The organism is Streptomyces sp. NPDC051217 (assembly GCF_044455465.1).
In the GTDB taxonomy this organism is placed as follows: Bacteria; Actinomycetota; Actinomycetes; order Streptomycetales; family Streptomycetaceae; genus Streptomyces.
The window spans coordinates 58,770-79,128 of the sequence record NZ_JBITEV010000005.1; the positions used below are offsets into that span (position 1 = coordinate 58,770).

Below are 20,359 nucleotides of genomic sequence, written 5' to 3' on the forward strand. Positions count from 1 at the left end.
CCCTAACGGCATCTCCACGGCCCCGCCTCCGTCCTCGGAACGTCATCCCCAGGTCGCGTTACCGGCAGTACGACACTCACTCCACCCGGGAGAACCGCCGGGTCGCGGCGGCCAGGGCGATCAGCGCCAGCAGCGCGACCAGGCCGACCTCCAGCAGGACCGGCGGGGTCCATCCCCACCACTGCGGGCTCGTCCCGCCGCCGCCCACCGTCGCCGCGTCCCCCGGCAGCGTGCGGCGCAGCGCGTCGACCGCGTAGGTCATGGGGTTGAGGGTCACCGCCGTGCCGAGCCAGCCGGGCAGGCCTGAGGCGGGGAACATGGCGCCCGACAGGAAGAAGAGCGGCATCATGCACATGCTCACGGCCACTTGGAAGGTCTCCGGCCGCCGGATACAGACGGCGGCGACCACACCCAGCGAGGTGAAGGAGAACGCGATCAGCGCCAGTTCCAGCAGGACCAGCAGGAGTTGGGGGTGGTACGGGACGTCCGCCACCCCGGCGAGCAGCAGTACCAGCAGGCCGTACGCCGCGCCCGAGGTGGCGCCGCCGAGACAGATCCCGACCAGGATGGCGCTGCGCCGAACCGGGGCGACCAGCATCTGCCGGAGGTATCCGGAGCGGCGGTCCCAGACGATGGAGGCGCCGACGGCGATGGCGGGTGCCTGGACGGACATCAGCAGCACGCCGGGGAAGAGGAAGGCACGGAAGTCACTGAGCGTCTCCTCCTCCATCGCCGCGTTCAGCCCGGTTCCGAGAATGAGCAGGAACATCACCGGGGTGAGCAGGCTCATGGCGATCCGCACCCGGTTCCGGCTGAATCTGATCGTCTCGCGCCGCCAGAGGACGGAGACCGTCCTCAGGTCCCGGGCCGTGCCTCCGCCGACGCCGGGCGGCGCGGGCGGCCGTGGTGCGCCGGGCGGCACGGCGTCCGCCCTGTCCTCGGCCACCGTTCCGGTGCCGTGGGTCGTGATGTCGGCCATGGGCCGTTACCTCCTCGGTCCGAAGGCGGCCGGTCCGGTGGCGTTGTCGGCCTCCCGGATGGTGCGGCCTGTGTAGTGGAGGAACGCGTCGTCGAGTGAGGGCGGGGTGACGGTCACCGAGTGGACGGGGACGGTGAGTTCGGCGCAGAGCCGGGGGACGAAGGCGGCTCCGTCGGCGGCTCTGAGGCGTACCCCGTCCGGGCCCGTGTCGGTGTCCAGGCCGAACCGCTCGCGCACGGCACGGGCCGCGGCCTCGTCGTCACCCGTGCGCAGGGTCACCAGATCCGCGCCGACGACCGCCTTGAGGGTGCCGGGGTCGCCCTCCACGACCAGCTCGCCGTTGTCCATGATGGCGATCCGGTCGCAGTGCTCGGCCTCCTCCAGGTGATGGGTCGTCAGAAAGACGGTGATGTCCTGCTCCCGCCGCAGCCGGTGCAGATGGTCCCAGATGGCGACACGGGTCTGCGGGTCCAGGCCCGTGGTGGGCTCGTCCAGGAACAGCACGCGCGGGGTGTGGAGCAGCCCCCGCGCGATCTCCAGCCGACGCCGCATCCCCCCGGAGAAGGTCCGTACGGGGCTGTCCGCGCGGTGTGCCAGTTCCACGAGTTCGAGCAGGTCGCCGATGGTCTCGCGGGCCCGCGCGCGGGGGATGCCGAACAGCTCCGCCTGGAACCGCAGGTTCTCCCTGGCGGTCAGTTCGCCGTCGAGCGTCGACTCCTGGAAGACCAGCCCGATCCTGGCACGCACCTCGGCGGGGTCCTTGCGTACGTCGTGGCCGGCGACCCGCGCCTCGCCCGCGGAGGGCCTGAGCAGTGTGCAGAGCATGCCGATGGTGGTGCTCTTGCCCGCGCCGTTGGGGCCGAGGAAGCCGTACATCTCCCCGGCGGGCACGGTCAGGTCGAGGTCGACGACCGCCTCACTCGTCCCGTACGTCTTGCGCAGACCCCTGGTCATGACCGCGGCCTCGCCGACCGCCGCCGCGCTCACCGGGGCCGCCCGGCGGGGCGGCGGACGCTGACCATCGTGTGGTAGAGCGAGGTGTCCCCCGGCTCGCCGACCGCACCGCCCTCCGCCTCGACCCACGCGTGGGCCCGGAACGGCTGGGTGCGGATCCCGGTGCACCAGTCGGGCCACCGGCCGCGCAGCCGGCACAGCAGCACGGTGGCCACCGACCGCTGGAGACAGCCCTGCCCGGCGCAGCGCGCGCTGACCGACACGACGGCCGTCCGCGCGGCGAGCGCCTCCGCCGCCGTGGCGGGCCGGGTGCCGCGCGCCGTCACCTCCAGGAAACGGCGCAGCCGTTTCGGGGGCATGCTCACCAGGACCCGCGCCGCGACGACGGCGCACCGGGCCGTGATGTGCCGGTGCCAGACCAGCGGCGACCGGCTCTCCGAGACCACGGGCATGCTCATGCGCGTACCACCAGCCGGGCGTCGACCAACGCGCCCAGCAGCGCCCGGACATCGGACCCGACGCGCTCCGCGCGGTCCGCGCGCCCGGGGGCCAGGGCTTCCGTGGTCTCCTCGGGCGACCGGCCTTCGAGCGCCAGCCGCAGAACGGCGGCGCCGGTCCGGTTGAGCTGCCAGTAGCGGCCGTCGCGCTGGTCGAGCAGGACCGCGCCGTCCTCGACGTCCTTGACCACGACATCGGGTTCGAGCTGGTAGGTCATCGGGTTCCTCCTGCCGGTGCGGGGATGTGCGGGGTGGAACTGGGGGAACGCAGCCAGGTCTCGCAGGACAGGGTGGTCTCGAACGGGCCGAGGCCGCGGACGTCGGGCACGGGGCTGAGCAGCGCGGTGCGCAGGGCCCCGGCGTCGACGAGCCCCCGGTCGGCGAGGCGGAGATCCGCGCAGAGTCCGGCGAGCCGCTCCCGGTTGCGGTACAGGCCCTCGTAGGCCTCTCTGCCGAAGGAGCCCTTGTCGCGGCGGTCGAGCACCCGGTCGGGCACCGTGCCCCGCATGGATGCCACGAGCACCGGCTTGTACTTCCCCGCCACGACCCGGTCCCTGACCCGTACCGAGAGCGCGGCCTCCAGTACCCGGTCATCGAGGAACGGGGCCTCGAACTCGACGCCGTAGGGCCGTAGCGCACGGCTCAGCTGGCGGGCCCCGTGACCGCTCTGCACCACGACCTCGACGGTCTGGTGCTGCACCCGGTCGCGGTCCAGCGGTGGCGGTTGCGCCGCCGCCGCCTCGCGGAGCTGGCGCCGTACGGACGCGATCGCGTCGCCCGTCACCCATGGGGGCATCCGCGGGTCTCCACGGCCCCAGCTCACCGGCGGGTGGAACCGGGGCGGCTGCGGAGCGTCGAGCTGCCGCGCCGCCAGGTCCAGGGAGTGCGCGAACGAGGTGCGGTCGGCGACGCTGCGGAACGTCGTGGCCAGACTCCACCGGTTGACCGCTCCGAACCGGTGGGCCATACGGATGCCGATCAGCGGATTCCGGCGGATCAGTGACCAGGCGAACAGCGGTGCCACGCCGAACAGTTCGTCGCCGCCGAGCCCGATGAGATGGACCGCGGCGCCGTCGCCGGCGGCGTCCCGCGCCAGCCGTTCCATGTGCGCCCGGTTGCGGCTGAACAGGAGAGGGCCCTCCACGTCGTCATGGCCCCCGGCATGGTGCGCCTGCGCGTCGTACCAGTCCGGCGCGTCCTTCGTCTCGACGAAGCGGTGCCTGGCGGAGGGGAGGGACGCGGCGGCGAGGCGTGCCCACTCGGTGTCCGCGTTGGCCTCGTCCCTGGGCTTCCAGTGGTTGGTGACCAGCGGGACGTCCGCGGCGGCGGCCAGGAAACACAGACTGGTGGAGTCGAGCCCTCCCGAGAGGTCGGCGCTCAGGATGTCCTGTCCCCTGGCGCGGGCCGCCACGGAGTCGGCCAGCGCGTCCCGTATCGTCCCGGCCGCCTCCGAGAGGGGAACGTCGGCGGCGGGAGGGGACCACCAGGTCCGGGAACGGTGACCGCCGTCCGGCAGGACCTCCAGCCAGTGGCCGACGCCCAGGGATTCGACCCCCTGCCACAGCGGACGTGAGGTGAGCGGGTGGGGAATCGGCTGGAGCAGTTGGAGGGCCAGGACGTCGTCGTCGATCCGCGCACCGGTCAGCGGCGCGAGGCCCGCGGGACTGTCCGCCGCCACCGTCACCCCGTGGACCGTGGTGTGGAAGACCTGCCGGGCGGTGGACAGCGATCCCTGCGTACGGGTCCGTCCGTCGAATGAGGCCGCCAGATGGAAACTGCCCGGCAGGGTCCGCGCGAGGACGTCCAGGCCCTCCGGTGAACTCGCCCCGCGCAGCGCCCTGGTGGCGGCCCCGGCATCGACGCGGGTGTGCCCGAGAAGCGCGAGCGACCGGGTCCCGGACGTGATGAGGGTGCACTGCCCGTCGTCCCAGTCCCCCACCAGCCAGGGGCGGCCCGACGCGTGCGGGACGACGCGGAGGCCGGGTCGCGCGGTGGCCCGGACGACAGGCTCCGCGGACCGGCAGTCAGGAAGGATCAGAAACTCCATGTGCCCTTCTCCGGAGTACGGACTCCCGCGGTGGACGGGGAGTGGCGGGACAGGAAGGGCGGCGGTACGGACCCACAGCTCACCGTGGGTCCGCACCGCCGCCTCAGCCGCGTGGAAGCGATAGCGCGGCCGGGTGCCGCCGGCTCAGCAGAACCAGGCGTCTCCGGTGAAGACGTCCTGGCAGTCCGCGGGGCCGAGCCCCAGCGTCAGCTCCTCGAAGTCACCGACCTCGACGAGCAGCGGCGGCTCGTAGATCTCCTCATGCGTGGTCATGTCCCACCATCCTTGGTGTCGCGGGCGATGGGAGCGGTCTCCCGCCGGGCGGGTCACCGCTCCCCGAGCGCCCTCAACGTAGGCGGCCCGTGGTCCCGGGCTCCTGGGCACGACGTCCCGTCCACGTCCCGCGCCGGTGCGCCTCAGGCGTCGCGGCGCCTGAGGGCCACGAGACCCGCGAGCACCGACAGCACGGTCCAGGCCAGCAGCACCAGCAGTCCGCTCCAGGGGCCGAGCACGGTGTCCTCCGGCGGGGTCGTACGCAGGACGATCCCGCCGGCGGCGTCGGGGAGGAACTGCGCCACCGTCTTCACCTTCGGCAGGTTGTTCAGGATCTCCGAGACGATGAAGAACAGCGGGACCAGGATGCCCAGCGTCAGCGAGGGGCTGCGCAGGACCGTCGCCATCCCCATCGAGAAGGCACAGAGCAGCGTCATGTAGATGACCGAGCCCACGATCGCGCGGAGTGCTCCGTCGTCGGTCACGGACACGTTGAGCCGGCCGCCGATCGCCGCCTGCGCGGTGAAGAACGTGACGACCACGACGACCACGGAGACACCCAGCGCGAGCGCCGTTCCGGTCAGTACCTTCGCCGCGTAGAACAGCCCGCGCCTGGGAACCGCCGCCAGCGAGGCGCGGATGGTCCCGGTCGTGTACTCGGTGCTGACCATGAGCACACCGAAGACGACGAGGGCGATCATGCTGAGGCGCAGCCCGTTGAAGCCCGAGCCGATCGGGTCGAAGGACGCCTTGCCCTCCGCGCTCATGTCGTCGTAGGCGCCTCTCAGGAAGACCCCGAAGAGCAGTGCGATGGCGACACTGACCAGGAGGCAGAGGACCCAGCTCCACACCAGGGAACGCAGGGTGCGGACCTTGGTCCATTCGAAGGCGATGGCCGCCTGTGCGGATGCCGTACTCACCGGGACTCCTCCTCGGCCCGGGGCAGCGGGGTCCCGCTGTCCGCCCGGAACTCCACCGCGTCCGCCGTCAGTCGCATGAACGCCTCCTCCAGCGAGGCCGTCTGCGGGCTGACCTCGTGGACGACCACCCCGTTCCCGGCGATCAGCTCGCCCACCGTCTCCAGGGAGACCCCGGACGCCTCCAGCGTCCCGTCGGGCCCCTCCCCCGTGGTGACGCCCGCCGCGGCGAGTACCTCCCTCATCCGCTCCCACTCGGGTGTCCGGATCCTGATGTACGAGCGGGAGTTGCGTGCGATGAATGTCTCCACATCGGTGTCCGCCAGCAGCCGGCCCCGCCCGATGACGATCAGATGCTTCGCCGTCAGCGCCATTTCACTCATCAGATGGCTGGAGACGAAGACCGTACGGCCCTCGGCCGCGAGCCGCTTCATGAGCCCGCGGATCCACAGGATGCCCTCCGGATCAAGGCCGTTGACGGGTTCGTCGAGCAGCAGGACGGGAGGATCGCCGAGCAGCGCCGCCGCCACGCCGAGCCGCTGGGCCATGCCCAGCGAGTAGCCGCCCGTCCGTTTGTCCGCCGCGTCCTCCAGTCCCGTCATGCCGATGACCTCACGCACCCGGGCCCGCGGGATGCGGTTGCTGCGCGCCAGGCCGAGCAGATGCCCGTACGCCGTCCGGCTGCCGTGCAGGCCCCTGGCCTCCAGCAGCGCGCCGACGGAACACAGTGGCCGGGGAATGTCCCGGTAGTACCGGCCGTCGATGAGGGCCCGGCCGGAGGTGGGACGGTCCAGGCCGAGCAGGCTGCGCATGGTGGTGGACTTGCCCGCGCCGTTGGGTCCGAGGAATCCGGTCACCTGTCCGGGCCTGACCCGGAAGCTCAGCCCGTCCACGGCGACCGTGTCCCCGTAACGTTTCGTCAGTTCTTCAACCTCGATCATGTCCGTCACGTTCTCGTGGAGCGCGAGTCGGCACATCGGGCCGGAGAATGTCATCCTCCGGACCGAGACCGCCCGGGGCACCGCCCGGCGGGGAAGGGCCGTCCCCGGGAACGCGCAACGGCGGCGGAGGGAAGCCCTCCACCGCCGTTCTCTTCAGGGCGCGTACGCCATCGCGGCACCGAACGCCGTCCGGTCGGACGGGATCCGGTGCCCCGGCGGGCGCGCCGCCGGTTCAGCTCCGCCGGACCGTCAGCAGGCCCAGGCGCCGCCGCCGAAGATGTCCTCGCACGCGCTGTCCCAGCCCAGGGTCAGCTCGGCGAAGTCACCGAGCTCGACCAGAGCGGGGGTCTCGTATTCGTCATGATCGGCCATCGTGAGGTCACCGTCCCATTCGGATGTGCTGGTGAGGCGGTGTCCGGCGCACCGGCCGGACACCGCCCCTGGTCACCGCCACCGTAGGAGGCCCACGGTCCCGGGTTCCTGGGTCACCGCACCCGTCCGGGTCCCGGCCCACCACCCGGGGTGGGGCACCCTCCCGGCAGCCTGTCCGTCAGCCGCCGAGTCCCGCGTCACGAGCCCGTACGGCCGCCTCGGCCCGGTCGCTGACCTGCAACTTGGCGAAGACATGGGACACGTGGTTGCGCACGGTCTTCTCGGAGAGCACCAACTCCCGGGCGATACGGCGGTTGTTGAACCCCCGCGCGAGCAGGTCGAGGACCTGCCGTTCGCGGTCGGTGAGATGGGGGAAGGCGGCGCGGCTCGGCAACTCGTGCACGGCGGAGAAATAGGCACCGAGCCGGGCCGCCACAGCAGGGCTGAACACGGCGCCGCCGACCGCGACGGTGCGTACGGCCCGTACCAGTTCCTCCCGTGGCGCCCCCTTGACCAGATAGCCGTAGGCACCGGCGCGCAGCGCCGAGACCACCGCGTCGTCGTCCGCCGCCACCGACATCACCAGGATGCGGGGCACGGCGGCCCCCGCCGGGAAGCCGTCGACGATCGTCCGGGTCGCCTCGGTGCCGGAGCACCCCGGGAGCTGCATGTCCATCAGGACGATGTCCGCGGTGACTTTCCTGCCCAGCAGCGTCCGCACGGCCTCCTCGCCCGTGGCGGCCTCTCCGACGACCTCCAGGCCGTCGGTGTCCTCCAGCGCGATCCGGACACCGGCCCGGAACATCGGATGGTCGTCCACGAGGAACACCCGGACGTTCACATCGGGTTCCGGGGCAGGAGCACGTGCACGAGCGTCCCCGAAGGACCCCGGGGGTGCGGCAGGAGCAGGCACCGGCCCCCTACCTCCTCGGCGCGCTGGGCCATCGAGTTCAGCCCGACACGGCGGCGGCCCGTCGCGTGGCCGGGTGGCAGGCCGATGCCGTCGTCCAGCACCTGAAGGACGAGATGGTCCCCGTGGACGTCCAGGGACACGGTGACGGTGCCGGCCACCGCGTGCCGGATGACGTTCGTCAGCGCTTCGGAGGCGATCCGGTAGGCGGCCAGTTCGGTGGTGTAGCCGGGCCGCAGGTACGTGCCCGGCTCCGGCACCCTGCAGTCGACGCGCAGGGTGGTTTCCGTGCCGACCCGGTCCACCAGGTTCCGCAGCGCGCTCGGCAGGCCCACCTCGTCGAGGTCCGGGGGCCGCAGATCGTCGATGATGCGCCGCACGTCGTCCATGGTGCGTGAGGCCTCGTCGGCGGCGTCCAGGATGAGGCGGCGGGCCGACGACTCGTGGACGGCCCCCGCCGCGGTGTCCAGCCGCAGCCGGAGCCCCGCGAGACTCGGACCGAGACCGTCGTGCAGGTCACGTCTTATCCGGTGCCGTTCCTGCTCACGGACGGCCACCAACTGCTCGGTGAACCGCAGTCGCGGGAACGGCGCCGCCGCCCTGGGCCGCCGGCCGAGACGCTGTCTGCCGGCCCAGACCAGCAGAGGTGCGAGGGCGGAGAGGCTGCCGATGGCGACGGCCAGGCCGAGGGCCTCGGGCCACGGCATCACCAGGAGCAGAAAAAGGAGGAAGAAGACGGTCAGAGACACCCAGCCGCGAAGTGACCACCTCATCCCAGCCCGCCGATGGCCGGACAGCACCCGCACGAAGACGGTCCGCGCGCAGTTCCCTTGCCCGTCGAAGACACTCTGGTCAGGTCGTGTTTCGTTCTGTCACGCATGCCCCGTTGATTCAGCATGTGTTCGAACATACGAGGAGTTGAGCCGTTGATGGGGGCCGAAAACCGGCCGTCCACGACCTGCCGGAGGGACCGGTTTCGGCCCCTCCGGCGGTTGTGGGCTCAGCGCGCCAGGGCCTGCCCGGCCTGGTCGGTGCGCTGGTGCACCGGCAGCGCCGCCTGCCGGTGTGACGGGTCCCGTACCTCGCCGACGAGCATTTCCAGTACGTCCTCCAGCGCGACGAGGCCCAGCACCCGGCCGGTCGCGTCGGCGACCTGCGCGAGGTGGGTGGCGGCCCGGCGCATGACGGTGAGGGCGTCGTCCAGCGGCAGTTCGGCCCGCAGGGTCGTCATCGGCCGCCAGACGTGCTGCGGTACGGCGCGCTCCCTGTCCTCCAGGTCGAGGACGTCCTTGACGTGCACGTACCCCATGAAGACCCCCGCGTTGTCGGCGCAGACCGGGAAGCGGGAGAAGCCGGTGCGTACCGTCAGCTCCTCGATCTCGCGGGGCGTGACCGCGGGTGTCACCGTGACCAGCCCGGCCCGGGTGAGCAGAACGTCGGTGACCGGCCGGGAGCCGAGTTCCAGGGCGTCTCCCAGCCGTTCCCGCTCCTCCGGTTCGAGGAGGCCGGCCTGGCCGGAGTCCTCCACGAGACGGTTGAGCTGTTCGCTGGTGAAGACGGCCTCCACCTCGTCCTTGGGCTCGACCCCGAAGGCCCGAAGGACCAGCGTGGCGCAGGCGCCGAGGGCCGCGGTGACGGGGCGGCAGAGACGTGCGAAGCCGACAAGACCGGGGCTGAGCCAGATCGCGGTCTTCTCCGGCGCGGCCATGGCGAGGTTCTTCGGCACCATCTCGCCGATGACGAGGTGCAGGAAGACGACCAGGGCGAGGGCGATGACGAAGCCCAGCGGATGGATCAGTCCCTCGGGGACATGGGCCGCGTGGAAGAGCGGTTCCAGGAGATGGGCCACGGTGGGCTCGGCGACCGCGCCGAGCGTCAGGGAGCAGATGGTGATGCCGAACTGCGCGGCGGCCATCATCTGCGGAAGATTCTCCAGACCGTGCAGCACCTGCCTGGCGCGGGCCGATCCCTCGGCGGCCAGGGGTTCGATCTGGCTGCGCCGTACGGAGACGAGTGCGAACTCGGCTCCTACGAAGAATCCGTTGGCGAGGACGAGCAGGACGGCGAAGAGGAGTTGAAGGACGCTCACCGGGCCGCCTCCGCCTTGGCCGTGGCGGACGCGGGCGCCGATGTCTGGGGAGGCGTCTGTGCCGGTGCGGGCGCCGTGGCCCTGACCGTGACCCTGGCCGGCGCCGGCTTCGCGCCCCGTACGGCGGCCGGGGCCGGGACGTCGCCGGTGCGCGCCAGCCGGACACGCTCGGCCCGGTAGCGCCCGACCTGCCGGACGGAGAGCCGCCAGCCGGGCAGCTCCGCCCGGTCGCCCGGGGCGGGGATACGGCCCAGCAGATCGGCGACCAGCCCGGCCACCGTCTCGTACGGCCCGTCCGGGACTTGGAGCCCTATCCGCCGGAGGGTGAGGACCCGGCAGCTGCCCTCGGCGTCCCATGTGGGGCGCCCGTCGTCGGTGGCGACGGAGGCGAGTTCGGGCCGCCCGTCGCCCTCGCTGTCGTGCTCGTCCAGGACCTCGCCGACCAGTTCCTCGACGATGTCCTCAAGGGTGACGACCCCGGCCGTACCGCCGTACTCGTCGACGACCACGGCGATGGGCTGCTCGCTGCGCAGCCGCTCCAGGAGCTGCCGCACCGGCAGCGTCTCGGGCACCAGCTGGGCCTGCACGGAGATCCGGCCGACCGGCGCGCGTCCCCGCTCGTGCGCGGGGACGGCCAGCGCGTCCTTGAGGTGGGCCATGCCGACGATCTCGTCGATGCGCTGCCGGTAGACGGGGAAGCGCGACAGGCCGGTGGCGCGGGTCAGATTGAGTACGTCGGCCGCGGTGGCGTCCGACTGGAGGGCTATGACCTTCACCCGCGGGGTCATCACATGCTGAGCGGTGAGATGCCCGAGGGACAGGGTCCGTACGAACAGGTCGGCCGTGTCCTGTTCGAGGGCGCCGGCCAGCGCGGAGTGCCTGGCCAGTGAGACCAGCTCGCCGGGCGTACGGGCCGAGGCCAGCTCGTCGGTCGGCTCGACGCCGAGCAGCCGCACCAGCCGGTTGGCCACCGCGTTGAGGAGGGTGATGACGGGCCGGAAGACGGTGGCGAACAGATGCTGGGGGCCCGCGACGAAGCGCGCGACCTGCAACGGCCGGGAGACCGCCCAGTTCTTCGGTACGAGTTCTCCGATGACCATCTGGACGGCGGAGGCGAGGAGCACACCGATCACCACGGCGACCCCGGACACGGCCCCTTCGGGGAGACCGGTGGCGGTGAGAGGGCCGTCGAGCAGCTGGGCGAGGGCCGGTTCGGCGAGCATGCCGACGACGAGTGAGGTGATGGTGATGCCGAGCTGGGTGCCGGAGAGCTGGAAGGACAGCTCCCGCAGGGCCCGGACGACGGCGCGGGCGCGGCGGTCGCCCGCGGCGGCGGCGCGTTCGGCGTCCGGCCGGTTCACTGTCACGAGACCGAACTCGGCCGCCACGAAGAATCCGTTGGCGAGGATGAGAAGGAATGCCGCGGTGAGCAGCAGCAGGGGGATGGTCATGCCGCCGCCTCTTCGAAGGCGGCGGCGCATGTACTACCGGATGATCCGTCCATTGCTGGAGGGAGTCACTCCTCGGGTCGCAGGATGCCCCGCGGGCCGGTACTCACGGCCGTCGGATGCGGGGCGGGGCGCACCTGGCGCCTCCGCCCCCAGCGTAGCCACTGGGACCGGCACCGCAATGTTCACGCCGGCCCGGCATCCGTGGCCGTGTCCGTACCGGCGTCGGTCGTGGTGTCCGTACGGGCGTCGTCTGCGGCACCGGTCGCCGTGTCCGTGCCGGTGCCGTGCGACTCCACGAGGGCGCGCAGGGTCCGCGCGTCGCGTACGGCCTTCTGCCTGGCGACACCGGGCTGGATGCCGAGTACGGGCATGCTCGTGCCGTCGCTCAGGTCGAGGAAGACCCACGGGTCGCCGACCCGGAGGTTGACGCGCAGGATCTCCGCCCACTCCAGGCGCCGGACGCGGGTGAGATTGACGACGGTGACGCCCGTGTCGTCGGCGACGACCTTGGGGCGGCTCAGCAGGCACAGCACGCCGAAGAAGAGCAGCCCGACGAAGACGAAGCTGACGCGCTCGGCGGAGTTCAGCTTCTCCAGCAGCAGGGACATCGCCGTGATGACAACGAGCATGAGCGTCCCGACGGACAGCAGGACGGCCCGCGTGACGTTCGGGCGGAACGTCACGGGGAGCGCCGGCAGGTCGGGGGGCGTGGGGCGGGTGGCCGGCACGGGCATCAGAGGTGAGTCCTTCACAGGCGGCAGGCGTGGATGGCCGTGGTGAGGATGGCACGGGCGCCCAGCTCGTACAGATCGTCCATGATCCGCTGCGCCTCGGCGGCCGGGACCATGGCGCGGACGGCGACCCAGCCCTCGTTGTGCAGCGGGGAGACGGTCGGCGACTCCAGGCCGGGCGTGAGGGCGACGGCGCGCTCCAGGTGTTCGGCGCGGCAGTCGTAGTCCATCATCACGTACGAGCGGGCCACCAGGACGCCCTGGAGACGGCGCAGGAACTGCTGGACCTTCGGGTCGCCCGCGTCCGCGCCGTTGCGGCGGATGACGATCGCCTCGGACTTCATGATCGGCTCGCCGATGACTTCCAGGCCGGCGTTCCGCATCGACGTGCCGGTCTCCACCACGTCGGCGATGATCTGCGCGACGCCCAGCTCGATGGCGGTCTCGACGGCGCCGTCGAGGTGGACGACGGAGGCGTCCACGCCCTTGTCGGCGAGGTACTTGACGACAACGCCTTCGTAGGAGGTGGCGATCGTGAGCCCGCCGAAGTCGGCGACGGACGCGGCGGCGCCGGGCTTGGCGGCGAAGCGGAAGGTGGAGCGGGCGAAGCCGAGGGGCAGGATCTCCTCGGCGCCCGCGCCCGAGTCGAGCAGCAGGTCACGTCCGGTGATGCCGATGTCGAGCCGGCCGGAGCTCACATAGATCGCGATGTCACGCGGGCGCAGGTAGAAGAACTCGACCTCGTTCCCGGGATCGACCAGGACGAGTTCCTTGGACTCCTTGCGCTGCTGGTAGCCCGCCTCATGGAGCATCTCGGACGCTGCCCCGGAGAGCGAACCCTTGTTGGGGACGGCGATACGCAGCATGAGAGTGGCTTCCTTACGTATGCGTGACAGCGGCGAACGGGGAACGTGACGTGAACGGCGAGCGGGCGGGATCCGGGCGCGACCGTGCGCCCGGCGCCGTGGAGTTGTGGGGAGTCGTACGTCGATGAGGGTGGTGCTCAGAGATGGGCGTAGACGTCGTCGAGGGAGATCCCGCGCGCGACCATCATCACCTGGATGTGGTACAGCAGCTGCGAGATCTCCTCGGCGGTGGCTTCGGGCCCCTCGTACTCGGCCGCCATCCACACCTCGGCGGCCTCTTCGACGACCTTCTTACCGATGGCATGCACTCCCTTGTCCACCAGTTCTGCGGTGCGGGAGGTGCTGGGGTCGCCCGTGGCGGCCTTCTGCTGAAGCTCGGCGAAGAGCTCCTCGAACGTCTTCTTCGGCATGGTGACGACTAGCCTACGCCGTCCGCCGGGACCGTCAGCGCCAGGGTTCGGCGAGGGCGCGCAGGGTGGCCGCCGTGGCGACGGCGGCGGTGGCGGCCTCGTGCCCCTTGTCCTCGCGGGAGTCATCGAGTCCTGCCCGGTCCAGCGCCTGTGCCTCGGTGTCGCAGGTCAGAACGCCGAAGCCGACCGGTACGCCGGTGTCGATCGAGACCTGGGTCAGGCCCTGGGTGACGCCCTGGCACACGTAGTCGAAGTGCGGGGTCCCGCCGCGGATGACGACGCCGAGGGCGACGACCGCGTCGTAACCGCGGTCGGCGAGGACCTTGGCGGCGACAGGCAGCTCGAAGCTCCCGGGGACCCTGATCAGGGTCGGCTCGTCGATGCCCAGTTCACGCAGGGCGCCCAGGGCGCCGTCCACGAGTCCGTCCATGACCTTCTCGTGCCACAGGGCCGCGATGACCGCCACGCGCAGGTCGCCGCAGTTGCGGACGGTCAGTTCGGGTGCACCCTTGCCGCTCATGTCTCTCCTGTTGTTCCGATGCGCAGTGAGTACTGCGGTGTCGCTGATGAGTACGGATGTGCCGGTGTACGTGCTGGTGTACGCGCCGGGTGTTACTGGTTGCCGCAGGCCGAGGTGGCCGCCGGGTCGAGCCAGGGCAGTTCGTGCCCCATCCGGTCCCGCTTGGTGCGCAGATACCGGAGGTTGTGCTCCCCCGCCTGGACGGGCATGGGCTCGCGGGCGGTCACGTCGAGACCGTGCCGCACCAACGCGTCGACCTTGTCGGGGTTGTTGGTCATCAGCCGCAGGCTGCGCACCCCGAGGTCTTCGAGGATCTGCGCCCCGGCCGCGTAGTCCCGCGCGTCGGCGGGCAGGCCGAGTTCCAGGTTGGCGTCCAGGGTGTCGCGCCCGCGCTCCTGGAGCTCGTACGCGCGCAGCTTGGACAGCAGGCCGATACCACGCCCCTCGTGGCCGCGCAGATAGACGACGACGCCCCGGCCGGCCTCGGTGACGCGTCGCATCGAGGCCTGGAGCTGGGGGCCGCAGTCGCAGCGCTGCGAGGAGAAGATGTCGCCGGTCAGGCACTCGGAGTGGACCCTGACGAGGACGTCGGTGCCGTCGCCGATGTCACCGTGGACGAGGGCGACATGCTCGACGCCGTCGACGGTGGACCGGTAGCCGTACGCGGTGAACTCACCGAACGCCGTGGGCAGTCGGACCTCGGCCTCGCGGCGGACGGTGGGCTCCGCGGCGAGCCGGTAGGCGATCAGGTCCTCGATGGAGATGATCGTCAGGCCGTGCTTGCGCGCGAACGGGATCAGCTCCGGCAGCCGGAGCATCACCCCGTCCTCGCCCGCGATCTCGACGATCGCCCCGGCCGGACGCAGCCCCGCCAGCCGGGCCAGATCGACCGCCGCCTCGGTGTGACCGTTGCGTACGAGCACCCCGCCCGGCTTGGCGCGCAGCGGGAAGACATGGCCGGGCCGGACGAAGTCGGCGGGCTCGGCCGCGGCGCCGGCGGCGAGCAGGCGGAGTGTCGTGGCGCGGTCGGCGGCCGAGATACCGGTGGTGACACCGTGGGCCGGTCCCGCGTCGACGGAGACGGTGAACGCGGTGCGCATCGACTCGGTGTTGTGGTCGACCATCTGCGGCAGTTCGAGCCGGTCCAGCTCCGCGCCCTCCATCGGGGCGCAGATCAGTCCGCGGCACTCGCTCATCATGAAGGCGACGATCTCGGGGGTCGCCTTCTCGGCGGCGATCACGAGATCGCCCTCGTTCTCGCGGTCCTCGTCGTCCACGACCACGACGGGCCGGCCCGCCGCGATGTCCATGACGGCCCGCTCCACGGGGTCGAGGGCGAAGTCCTCGATGTTGTCGGTGGAGTACCAGGTGGGCTGTGCGGTCATGCTGCCGCTCCTTCCAGAGCCGGGGCGGCCACGCGGGTGCGCAGCCACCAGTCCCGCAGCCCCCACAGGACGAGGGCGAGGTAGACGACGTACACGAAGCCGGAGAAGGCCAGCCCGCTGCTGAAGGCGAGCGGTACTCCGACGAGGTCCACCAGGAGCCAGGCGAACCAGAACTCGACCAGACCGCGTGCCTGCGCGACCATCGCCGCGAGGGTGCCGACGAAGATGTACGCGTCGGGCCACGGGTTCCAGGACAGGTCGGGTACGGCGGTGAAGAGGCCACCGACGGCGAGGGTGCCCAGCGCCGTGCCGCCGAGGAGCAGCCCGCGCTCGGGCCAGGTGGCGAACCGTACGGCGATCGTGCCGTCCTGCGCCTGGTGACGGCCGCGCTGCCACATCCGCCAGCCCCACAACGCCACGACGATCACGAGGAGTTGCTTGCCGACGCCGCCGCTGAGGTGCGCCGAGGCGTACGCGGCGACGAGGATGGCGCCGGACAGCAACTGCGCGGGCCAGGTCAGGATCGAACGTCGCCAGCCGAGCGCGAGGGCGACCAGACCCATCGAGTTGCCGACCATGTCGGACCAGATGATGTGCTGGCCGAAGGCGGTGAACGCCTCCGCGTTCAGCCACGACATGTCCGGCCAGGAGGGCAGGGCGCTCACCGGACCGGTCCCCCGGCCTCGTGGGCGCCGGACGTCAGCAGCCGCTCCACGTATTTGGCGATGACGTCGACCTCCAGGTTGACCGGGTCGCCGGGCTCCTTGATGCCGAGGGTGGTCAGCGCGAGGGTGGTGGGGATGAGGCTGATGGTGAAGTAGTCGGGCCCGGCGTCGACCACGGTGAGGCTCACGCCGTCGACGGTGATGGAGCCCTTCTCGACGACGTAGCGGGTGAGGTCGGCGGGGAGCGAGACCTTGACGATCTCCCAGTTCTCGGACGTCTTGCGGTCCATGATCGTGCCGGTGCCGTCGACATGCCCCTGGACGATGTGTCCGCCGAGCCGGTCGCCGACCGCCATGGGCCGCTCCAGGTTGACCCGTGAGCCGGGTACGAGCGCGCCGAGGCTGGAGCGGTCCAGTGTCTCGGCCATGACGTCGGCGGTGAACTCGCCCCCGTCGAGGTCGACGACGGTGAGGCAGACGCCGTTGACGGCGATCGAGTCGCCGTGCTTGGCGCCCTCGGTGACGGCGGGGCCGCGCAGACGGAAGCGGGAGGAGTCACCGAGCTTCTCGACGGCGGCGACCTGACCCAGCTCTTCGACGATTCCGGTGAACACTCAGCGCTCCTTGGGGGTGGCAACAGCACTGGCGGTGCTGACGGGTGTGGCGAGCTCGTCCGCGTGCGCGGTCGTGGCGCGTCCGGGCGTCGCGGTGATACGGAGGTCGGGGCCGACGCGTACGGTCTCGGTCATCCGTAGACGCAACGCCCGCGCGAGGGTGGTGATTCCGGCGTCGCCCAGAGCGGCGGGACCGGCGCCCAGCAGGACGGGCGCGAGATAGCCGACGACCTTGTCGACGGCCCCGGCCGCGACGAAGGCCCCGGCCAGGGTCGGGCCGCCTTCGAGCAGTACGGAGCGCACGCCGCGCGCGTGCAGGTCGGCGAGCAGCGCGGGGACGGACAGGCCCCGTTCGGCGCGCGGCAGCCGTACGACGTCCACCGGCTCCCCGCCCGGCCCCGCGGCCTTGAGGTGTGTGGTGTCGGCGTCTTCGGCGACGGCGATCAGTGTGGGCGCGGTCCCGTCCAGGACGCGTGCTCCCGGCCGTACGGCGGTGGCTTCGGTGTCGATGACGACCCGCAGCGGCTGGACGGCGCCGGCGACGTCGCGGACCGCGAGGTGGGGGTCGTCGGCGCGGGCGGTGCCCGAGCCGACGACGACCGCGTCGGCCTCGGCGCGGAGCCGGTGGACGTCGGCGCGGGACTCGGCGGAGGTGATCCAGCGGCTGGTGGCGTCGGCCGCCGCGATCCGGCCGTCGAGCGTGGCGGCGTACTTCCACAGGACATGGGGGCGGCCGAGCCGTACGGAAGTGAGCCAGGCCGCGTTGCCCGCCTCGGCCTCCTCGGCGAGCAGCCCCTGCTCGACGTGGACACCGGCCGCCCGCAGGGTGTCGGCGCCGCCGGTGGCCTGGGGGTTCGGGTCACCGACCGCGTACACGACGCGGGCGACGCCGGCCCTGATGAGCGCTTGGGCGCACGGGCCGGTGCGGCCCGTGTGGTCGCACGGTTCGAGGGTGACGTAGGCGGTGCCGCCCGCGGCCCGGTCGCCGGCTTCGCGCAGGGCGTGGATCTCGGCGTGCGGGCCGCCTGCCCGCTGGTGGAGTCCCTCGCCGGCGAGTGCTCCGGCGGCGTCGAGGATCACGCATCCGACGACCGGATTGGGGCTGGTGGCGCCGAGTGCGCGGGCGGCGAGCTCAATGGCTCGACGCATGGCGTCCGTGTCGGCCGTGGTGGTGGCCACCGGGTTCTCCTGCCTCTGGGGCACGGACTCCGGGGCCTGTCGATGACGACAGAGAAACGGGAAACGCACACGGGAACGCCGGGACCGAGGATACGAATCGTCCGAGGACGATCCGCCGACGGCGGCATACCTGTGACGGCCCGCCGCGCACTGCCTCCCATCCGGACTTTCACCGTCGGTCCAGGAGTTTCACCTGGTCAACCGGCCGCTGGAAGCGGTCGGGTCGCGGACTGTAACCGCCGGTTCGGAATTGCACCGACCCCGGAGTGCGCTGCTGCTGGTACGGAACCAGTGTGCCACGCCTGATCGTCGGCCATCGGGGGGTGGTGTGTGCGGTGGCTCACAGAGGGTGGCCGGTGGGAGAACCGGCGGCCCGTTCCGGATACGGTCCGGGCGCCGGGCGGTCACGGGTTCGCACCCCTGTCGTCTCCCGGTGTGTCACACGCTGGCAGGCTTGGGCCATGGCAACAATCCTCGTGACCGGTGGTACGGGAATTCTCGGCAGGCAGGTCGTGGACAGGCTGCGCACGGACGAGCACAGCGTCCGGGTGCTGAGCCGCAGTTCACAGCCGTACGCCGTCGATCTGCGCGACGACGACAGCAGGGGGCTGGACGAGGCGTTGAAGGGTGTGGACGTGATCGTCCACTGCGCGTCCTCGCCGCGCGGCGGTGACGACAGGGCGGCGGCGCATCTGGTGGAGTCGGCCGTCCGCGCGCGGATTCCGCATCTCGTGCACATCTCGATCGTCGGGGTCGACCGATTGCCGCTCGGTTACCACCGGACGAGGCGGATCGTCGAGCGGGTGGTTGAGGATTCGGGGCTCGGCTGGACGATTCTGCGTACGACGCAGTTCCACGATCACGTCCTGCGGATGCTGGAGGGCGCGACCAAGCTGCCGGTCGCCGCGCTGCTGCCCGCGCAGGTGAGCCTCCAGCCGATCGGCTCGGCGGAGGTCGCGTCCAGGGTGGCGGACCTGGCCACGCGCCCGCCGGCGGGCCGGGTCCCCGATCTCGGCGGACCCGAGATCCGGACCGTGCGGGAGCTGGCCGACGCCTATCTGCGGGCGACGGGTCACAAGCGGCGGCTGGTCGCGATGCCGCTGTTCGGAAAGGCGTACGCGGGGTACCGCCAGGGCCATCAGCTGACGCCCGAACGGGCGGTGGGCAAGGAGACGTTCGAGGATTTCCTCGCGACGCGGAAGTTATGAGTGGGCGGGGCACGGCATTTCGGGCGACTGACGGACATGTGCGGCACCGCCGAGGCTCACTGACGGGCTGTCAGACCGGCGTCGCGAACAGGTCGTTCTGGGCGGCGTCCCGCGCCGTCAGCAGCGCTCCTCGCAGCACGGCCGCGCCACCCAGGGACGTCGCCACGACCTCCGTACGGAGAGGTGACATCTCCGCCAGGCGGGCCTCGACACGGGAGGCCAGTGCCGTGCCGCCCGCCCGGCCGACCTCGCCCGCCAGGACCACCCGGCCCGGGTCGAGTACCGCGCTGATGGCCGCGGCGCCGACCGCGAGCCGCGCGGCGAGGGCGTCGAGGAAGGCGTCCCCGGCCGGACCCGCCGTGAGGGCGGCGCGCACGACGGCCGCCGCGGGCGGCTCCTGGGGGCCGGCGTCGGCGAACAGGCCGTGCCGCTCGGCGAGTTCGCAGATCGCCGCCGAGCCGGCCAGCGAGTGGAACCCCCCGTCGCAGCCCGTGGACCTGGGCAGCCCGGACGTCCCCGGCACCGGAAGGAAGCCGATCTCTCCGGCACCGCCGGATGCGCCGCGCCGGACCTTGCCGTCCAGGACGAGCGCCGCGCCCACGCCGAAGCCAAGCCACAGCAGTACGAAGGTGCCCGCGCCCTGGTCGCGGGCGGCGCCGAGGCGCTGTTCGGCGACGGCGGCGAGATTGGTCTCGTTCTCCACGAGGACCGTGGCGGACAGCCGTTCCTGAAGCGCGGCGACGAGTCTTCGGTGCCAGGCGGGCACGCCGCTGGTCTCACGGAGTTCACCGGTCACCGGGTCGATCAGGCCGGGTGCGCCGATGCCGACGCTGTGCAGCCGTACGGCGCCCGCCTCGCGGGCCGTGCGTTCCAGCAGGGCCGCCGCGCCCTCGACTGCCGGTTCGACGCCGGTGTCACTGCCGATGGGCAGCACCGCCTCGGCGAGGGTCACCCCGAGGAGGTCGCTGACGACGACGGCGACGCTCTGCGTGCGGACGTCGAGCGCCGCGAGATGCGCCCGGTCGGCGACGAGACCGTACAGCCGCGCGTTGGGGCCGCGGCGCCTGCCGCCCGTCTCGCCGACGATCCTGACCAGGCCGGAGCCTTGCAGCCGCTCCACGAGGTCGGCGACCGTGGGCCGGGAGAGCCCGGTCAGTGTCTTGAGCTGTCCCGCCGTCAACGGGCCTTCTTCCTGGAGCAGTTCCAGGGCGAGGCGGTCGTTGATGGCCCGTGCCGTGCTCGGGGATGCGGCCATACCTGGATCCTTCCAGATGCCGGTGGGGTTCTTGCGACCGGTGCCACCTATTTATCTAGCAGGGTTCCTGATAGTTTACTGCCGCACTGTTGGACA

Annotated in this window: 22 protein-coding genes, 1 pseudogene and 1 riboswitch; of the genes and pseudogenes, 1 reads left to right on the forward strand and 22 read right to left on the reverse strand. The window is 71.8% G+C overall.

Annotated features, from left to right (window positions below):
* Positions 1-76: 76 nt before the first annotated feature.
* From ACIBBB_RS13655 to ribD, 21 genes and pseudogenes are all read right to left on the reverse strand, one after another.
* Positions 77-979: an ABC transporter permease gene (locus ACIBBB_RS13655; RefSeq protein WP_398981419.1), complete on the reverse strand. Its 903-nt coding sequence runs from the start codon at positions 977-979 to the stop codon at positions 77-79.
* Between the two features lie 6 nt (positions 980-985).
* A complete protein-coding gene (locus tag ACIBBB_RS13660; protein WP_398982046.1) occupies positions 986-1,933 on the reverse strand; it encodes an ATP-binding cassette domain-containing protein in 948 nt (315 codons plus the stop codon).
* A gap of 29 nt (positions 1,934-1,962) precedes the next feature.
* Positions 1,963-2,391, reverse strand: coding sequence for a lasso peptide biosynthesis B2 protein (locus ACIBBB_RS13665; RefSeq protein WP_398981421.1), 429 nt, complete (start codon positions 2,389-2,391; stop codon positions 1,963-1,965).
* A complete protein-coding gene (locus tag ACIBBB_RS13670; RefSeq protein ID WP_398981423.1) occupies positions 2,388-2,648 on the reverse strand; it encodes a lasso peptide biosynthesis PqqD family chaperone in 261 nt (86 codons plus the stop codon). The genes ACIBBB_RS13665 and ACIBBB_RS13670 overlap by 4 nt, the downstream gene beginning before the upstream one ends.
* On the reverse strand, positions 2,645-4,477 hold the full coding sequence (locus ACIBBB_RS13675; RefSeq protein ID WP_398981425.1) for an asparagine synthase-related protein: 1,833 nt from the start codon (positions 4,475-4,477) through the stop codon (positions 2,645-2,647). The genes ACIBBB_RS13670 and ACIBBB_RS13675 overlap by 4 nt, the downstream gene beginning before the upstream one ends.
* Positions 4,478-4,621: 144 nt before the next feature.
* Positions 4,622-4,750, reverse strand: a complete 129-nt coding sequence (locus ACIBBB_RS13680) for a lasso RiPP family leader peptide-containing protein (RefSeq protein ID WP_398981426.1) — start codon at positions 4,748-4,750, stop codon at positions 4,622-4,624.
* A gap of 143 nt (positions 4,751-4,893) precedes the next feature.
* Complete coding sequence (locus ACIBBB_RS13685; protein ID WP_398981428.1) at positions 4,894-5,670, reverse strand: ABC transporter permease subunit; 777 nt, start codon at positions 5,668-5,670, stop codon at positions 4,894-4,896.
* Positions 5,667-6,608 (reverse strand): ATP-binding cassette domain-containing protein, encoded by a 942-nt coding sequence (locus ACIBBB_RS13690; protein WP_398981430.1) that lies wholly within the window; start codon positions 6,606-6,608, stop codon positions 5,667-5,669. Before ACIBBB_RS13690 ends, ACIBBB_RS13685 begins: the two co-directional genes overlap by 4 nt.
* A gap of 249 nt (positions 6,609-6,857) precedes the next feature.
* Positions 6,858-6,980, reverse strand: coding sequence for a lasso RiPP family leader peptide-containing protein (locus ACIBBB_RS13695; RefSeq protein ID WP_329390016.1), 123 nt, complete (start codon positions 6,978-6,980; stop codon positions 6,858-6,860).
* A 178-nt stretch (positions 6,981-7,158) separates the two neighbouring features.
* Positions 7,159-7,821, reverse strand: coding sequence for a response regulator (locus ACIBBB_RS13700; RefSeq protein WP_398981433.1), 663 nt, complete (start codon positions 7,819-7,821; stop codon positions 7,159-7,161).
* Positions 7,818-8,663 carry a sensor histidine kinase gene (locus tag ACIBBB_RS13705; protein ID WP_398981435.1) on the reverse strand — a complete coding sequence of 282 codons (846 nt, stop codon included), beginning with the start codon at positions 8,661-8,663 and terminating at the stop codon, positions 7,818-7,820. Before ACIBBB_RS13705 ends, ACIBBB_RS13700 begins: the two co-directional genes overlap by 4 nt.
* A gap of 227 nt (positions 8,664-8,890) precedes the next feature.
* On the reverse strand, positions 8,891-9,979 hold the full coding sequence (locus ACIBBB_RS13710; RefSeq protein WP_398981437.1) for a hemolysin family protein: 1,089 nt from the start codon (positions 9,977-9,979) through the stop codon (positions 8,891-8,893).
* On the reverse strand, positions 9,976-11,430 hold the full coding sequence (locus tag ACIBBB_RS13715; protein WP_398981439.1) for a hemolysin family protein: 1,455 nt from the start codon (positions 11,428-11,430) through the stop codon (positions 9,976-9,978). Before ACIBBB_RS13715 ends, ACIBBB_RS13710 begins: the two co-directional genes overlap by 4 nt.
* Before the next feature lie 263 nt (positions 11,431-11,693).
* Positions 11,694-12,164: pseudogene (locus ACIBBB_RS13720) on the reverse strand (PH domain-containing protein); the annotation flags it as partial.
* A gap of 14 nt (positions 12,165-12,178) precedes the next feature.
* Positions 12,179-13,027: an ATP phosphoribosyltransferase gene (gene hisG / locus ACIBBB_RS13725; RefSeq protein WP_398981441.1), complete on the reverse strand. Its 849-nt coding sequence runs from the start codon at positions 13,025-13,027 to the stop codon at positions 12,179-12,181.
* 137 nt (positions 13,028-13,164) lie between these two features.
* Positions 13,165-13,437, reverse strand: coding sequence for a phosphoribosyl-ATP diphosphatase (locus ACIBBB_RS13730; protein ID WP_398981443.1), 273 nt, complete (start codon positions 13,435-13,437; stop codon positions 13,165-13,167).
* Between the two features lie 34 nt (positions 13,438-13,471).
* Entirely contained in the window at positions 13,472-13,957 is a 486-nt protein-coding gene (gene ribH / locus ACIBBB_RS13735) for a 6,7-dimethyl-8-ribityllumazine synthase (RefSeq protein WP_398981445.1), read from the reverse strand.
* 92 nt (positions 13,958-14,049) lie between these two features.
* Complete coding sequence (locus ACIBBB_RS13740; protein ID WP_398981447.1) at positions 14,050-15,342, reverse strand: bifunctional 3,4-dihydroxy-2-butanone-4-phosphate synthase/GTP cyclohydrolase II; 1,293 nt, start codon at positions 15,340-15,342, stop codon at positions 14,050-14,052.
* A complete protein-coding gene (locus ACIBBB_RS13745) occupies positions 15,339-15,980 on the reverse strand; it encodes a nicotinamide riboside transporter PnuC (RefSeq protein ID WP_398982048.1) in 642 nt (213 codons plus the stop codon). Before ACIBBB_RS13745 ends, ACIBBB_RS13740 begins: the two co-directional genes overlap by 4 nt.
* Positions 15,981-16,003: 23 nt before the next feature.
* Positions 16,004-16,621 carry a riboflavin synthase gene (locus ACIBBB_RS13750; protein ID WP_398981449.1) on the reverse strand — a complete coding sequence of 206 codons (618 nt, stop codon included), beginning with the start codon at positions 16,619-16,621 and terminating at the stop codon, positions 16,004-16,006.
* Positions 16,622-17,770 carry a bifunctional diaminohydroxyphosphoribosylaminopyrimidine deaminase/5-amino-6-(5-phosphoribosylamino)uracil reductase RibD gene (gene ribD / locus ACIBBB_RS13755; protein WP_398982050.1) on the reverse strand — a complete coding sequence of 383 codons (1,149 nt, stop codon included), beginning with the start codon at positions 17,768-17,770 and terminating at the stop codon, positions 16,622-16,624. It lies immediately after the preceding gene.
* A 173-nt stretch (positions 17,771-17,943) separates the two neighbouring features.
* Positions 17,944-18,074: riboswitch (FMN riboswitch) on the reverse strand.
* Positions 18,075-18,261: 187 nt separating this feature from the next.
* On the opposite strand from ribD, the gene ACIBBB_RS13760 reads away from it, so the two are divergent.
* Positions 18,262-19,008, forward strand: coding sequence for an SDR family oxidoreductase (locus ACIBBB_RS13760; RefSeq protein ID WP_398981451.1), 747 nt, complete (start codon positions 18,262-18,264; stop codon positions 19,006-19,008).
* A 70-nt stretch (positions 19,009-19,078) separates the two neighbouring features.
* On the opposite strand, the gene ACIBBB_RS13765 is transcribed toward ACIBBB_RS13760, so the two are convergent.
* Complete coding sequence (locus tag ACIBBB_RS13765) at positions 19,079-20,263, reverse strand: ROK family transcriptional regulator (protein ID WP_398981452.1); 1,185 nt, start codon at positions 20,261-20,263, stop codon at positions 19,079-19,081.
* Positions 20,264-20,359: the final 96 nt, after the last annotated feature.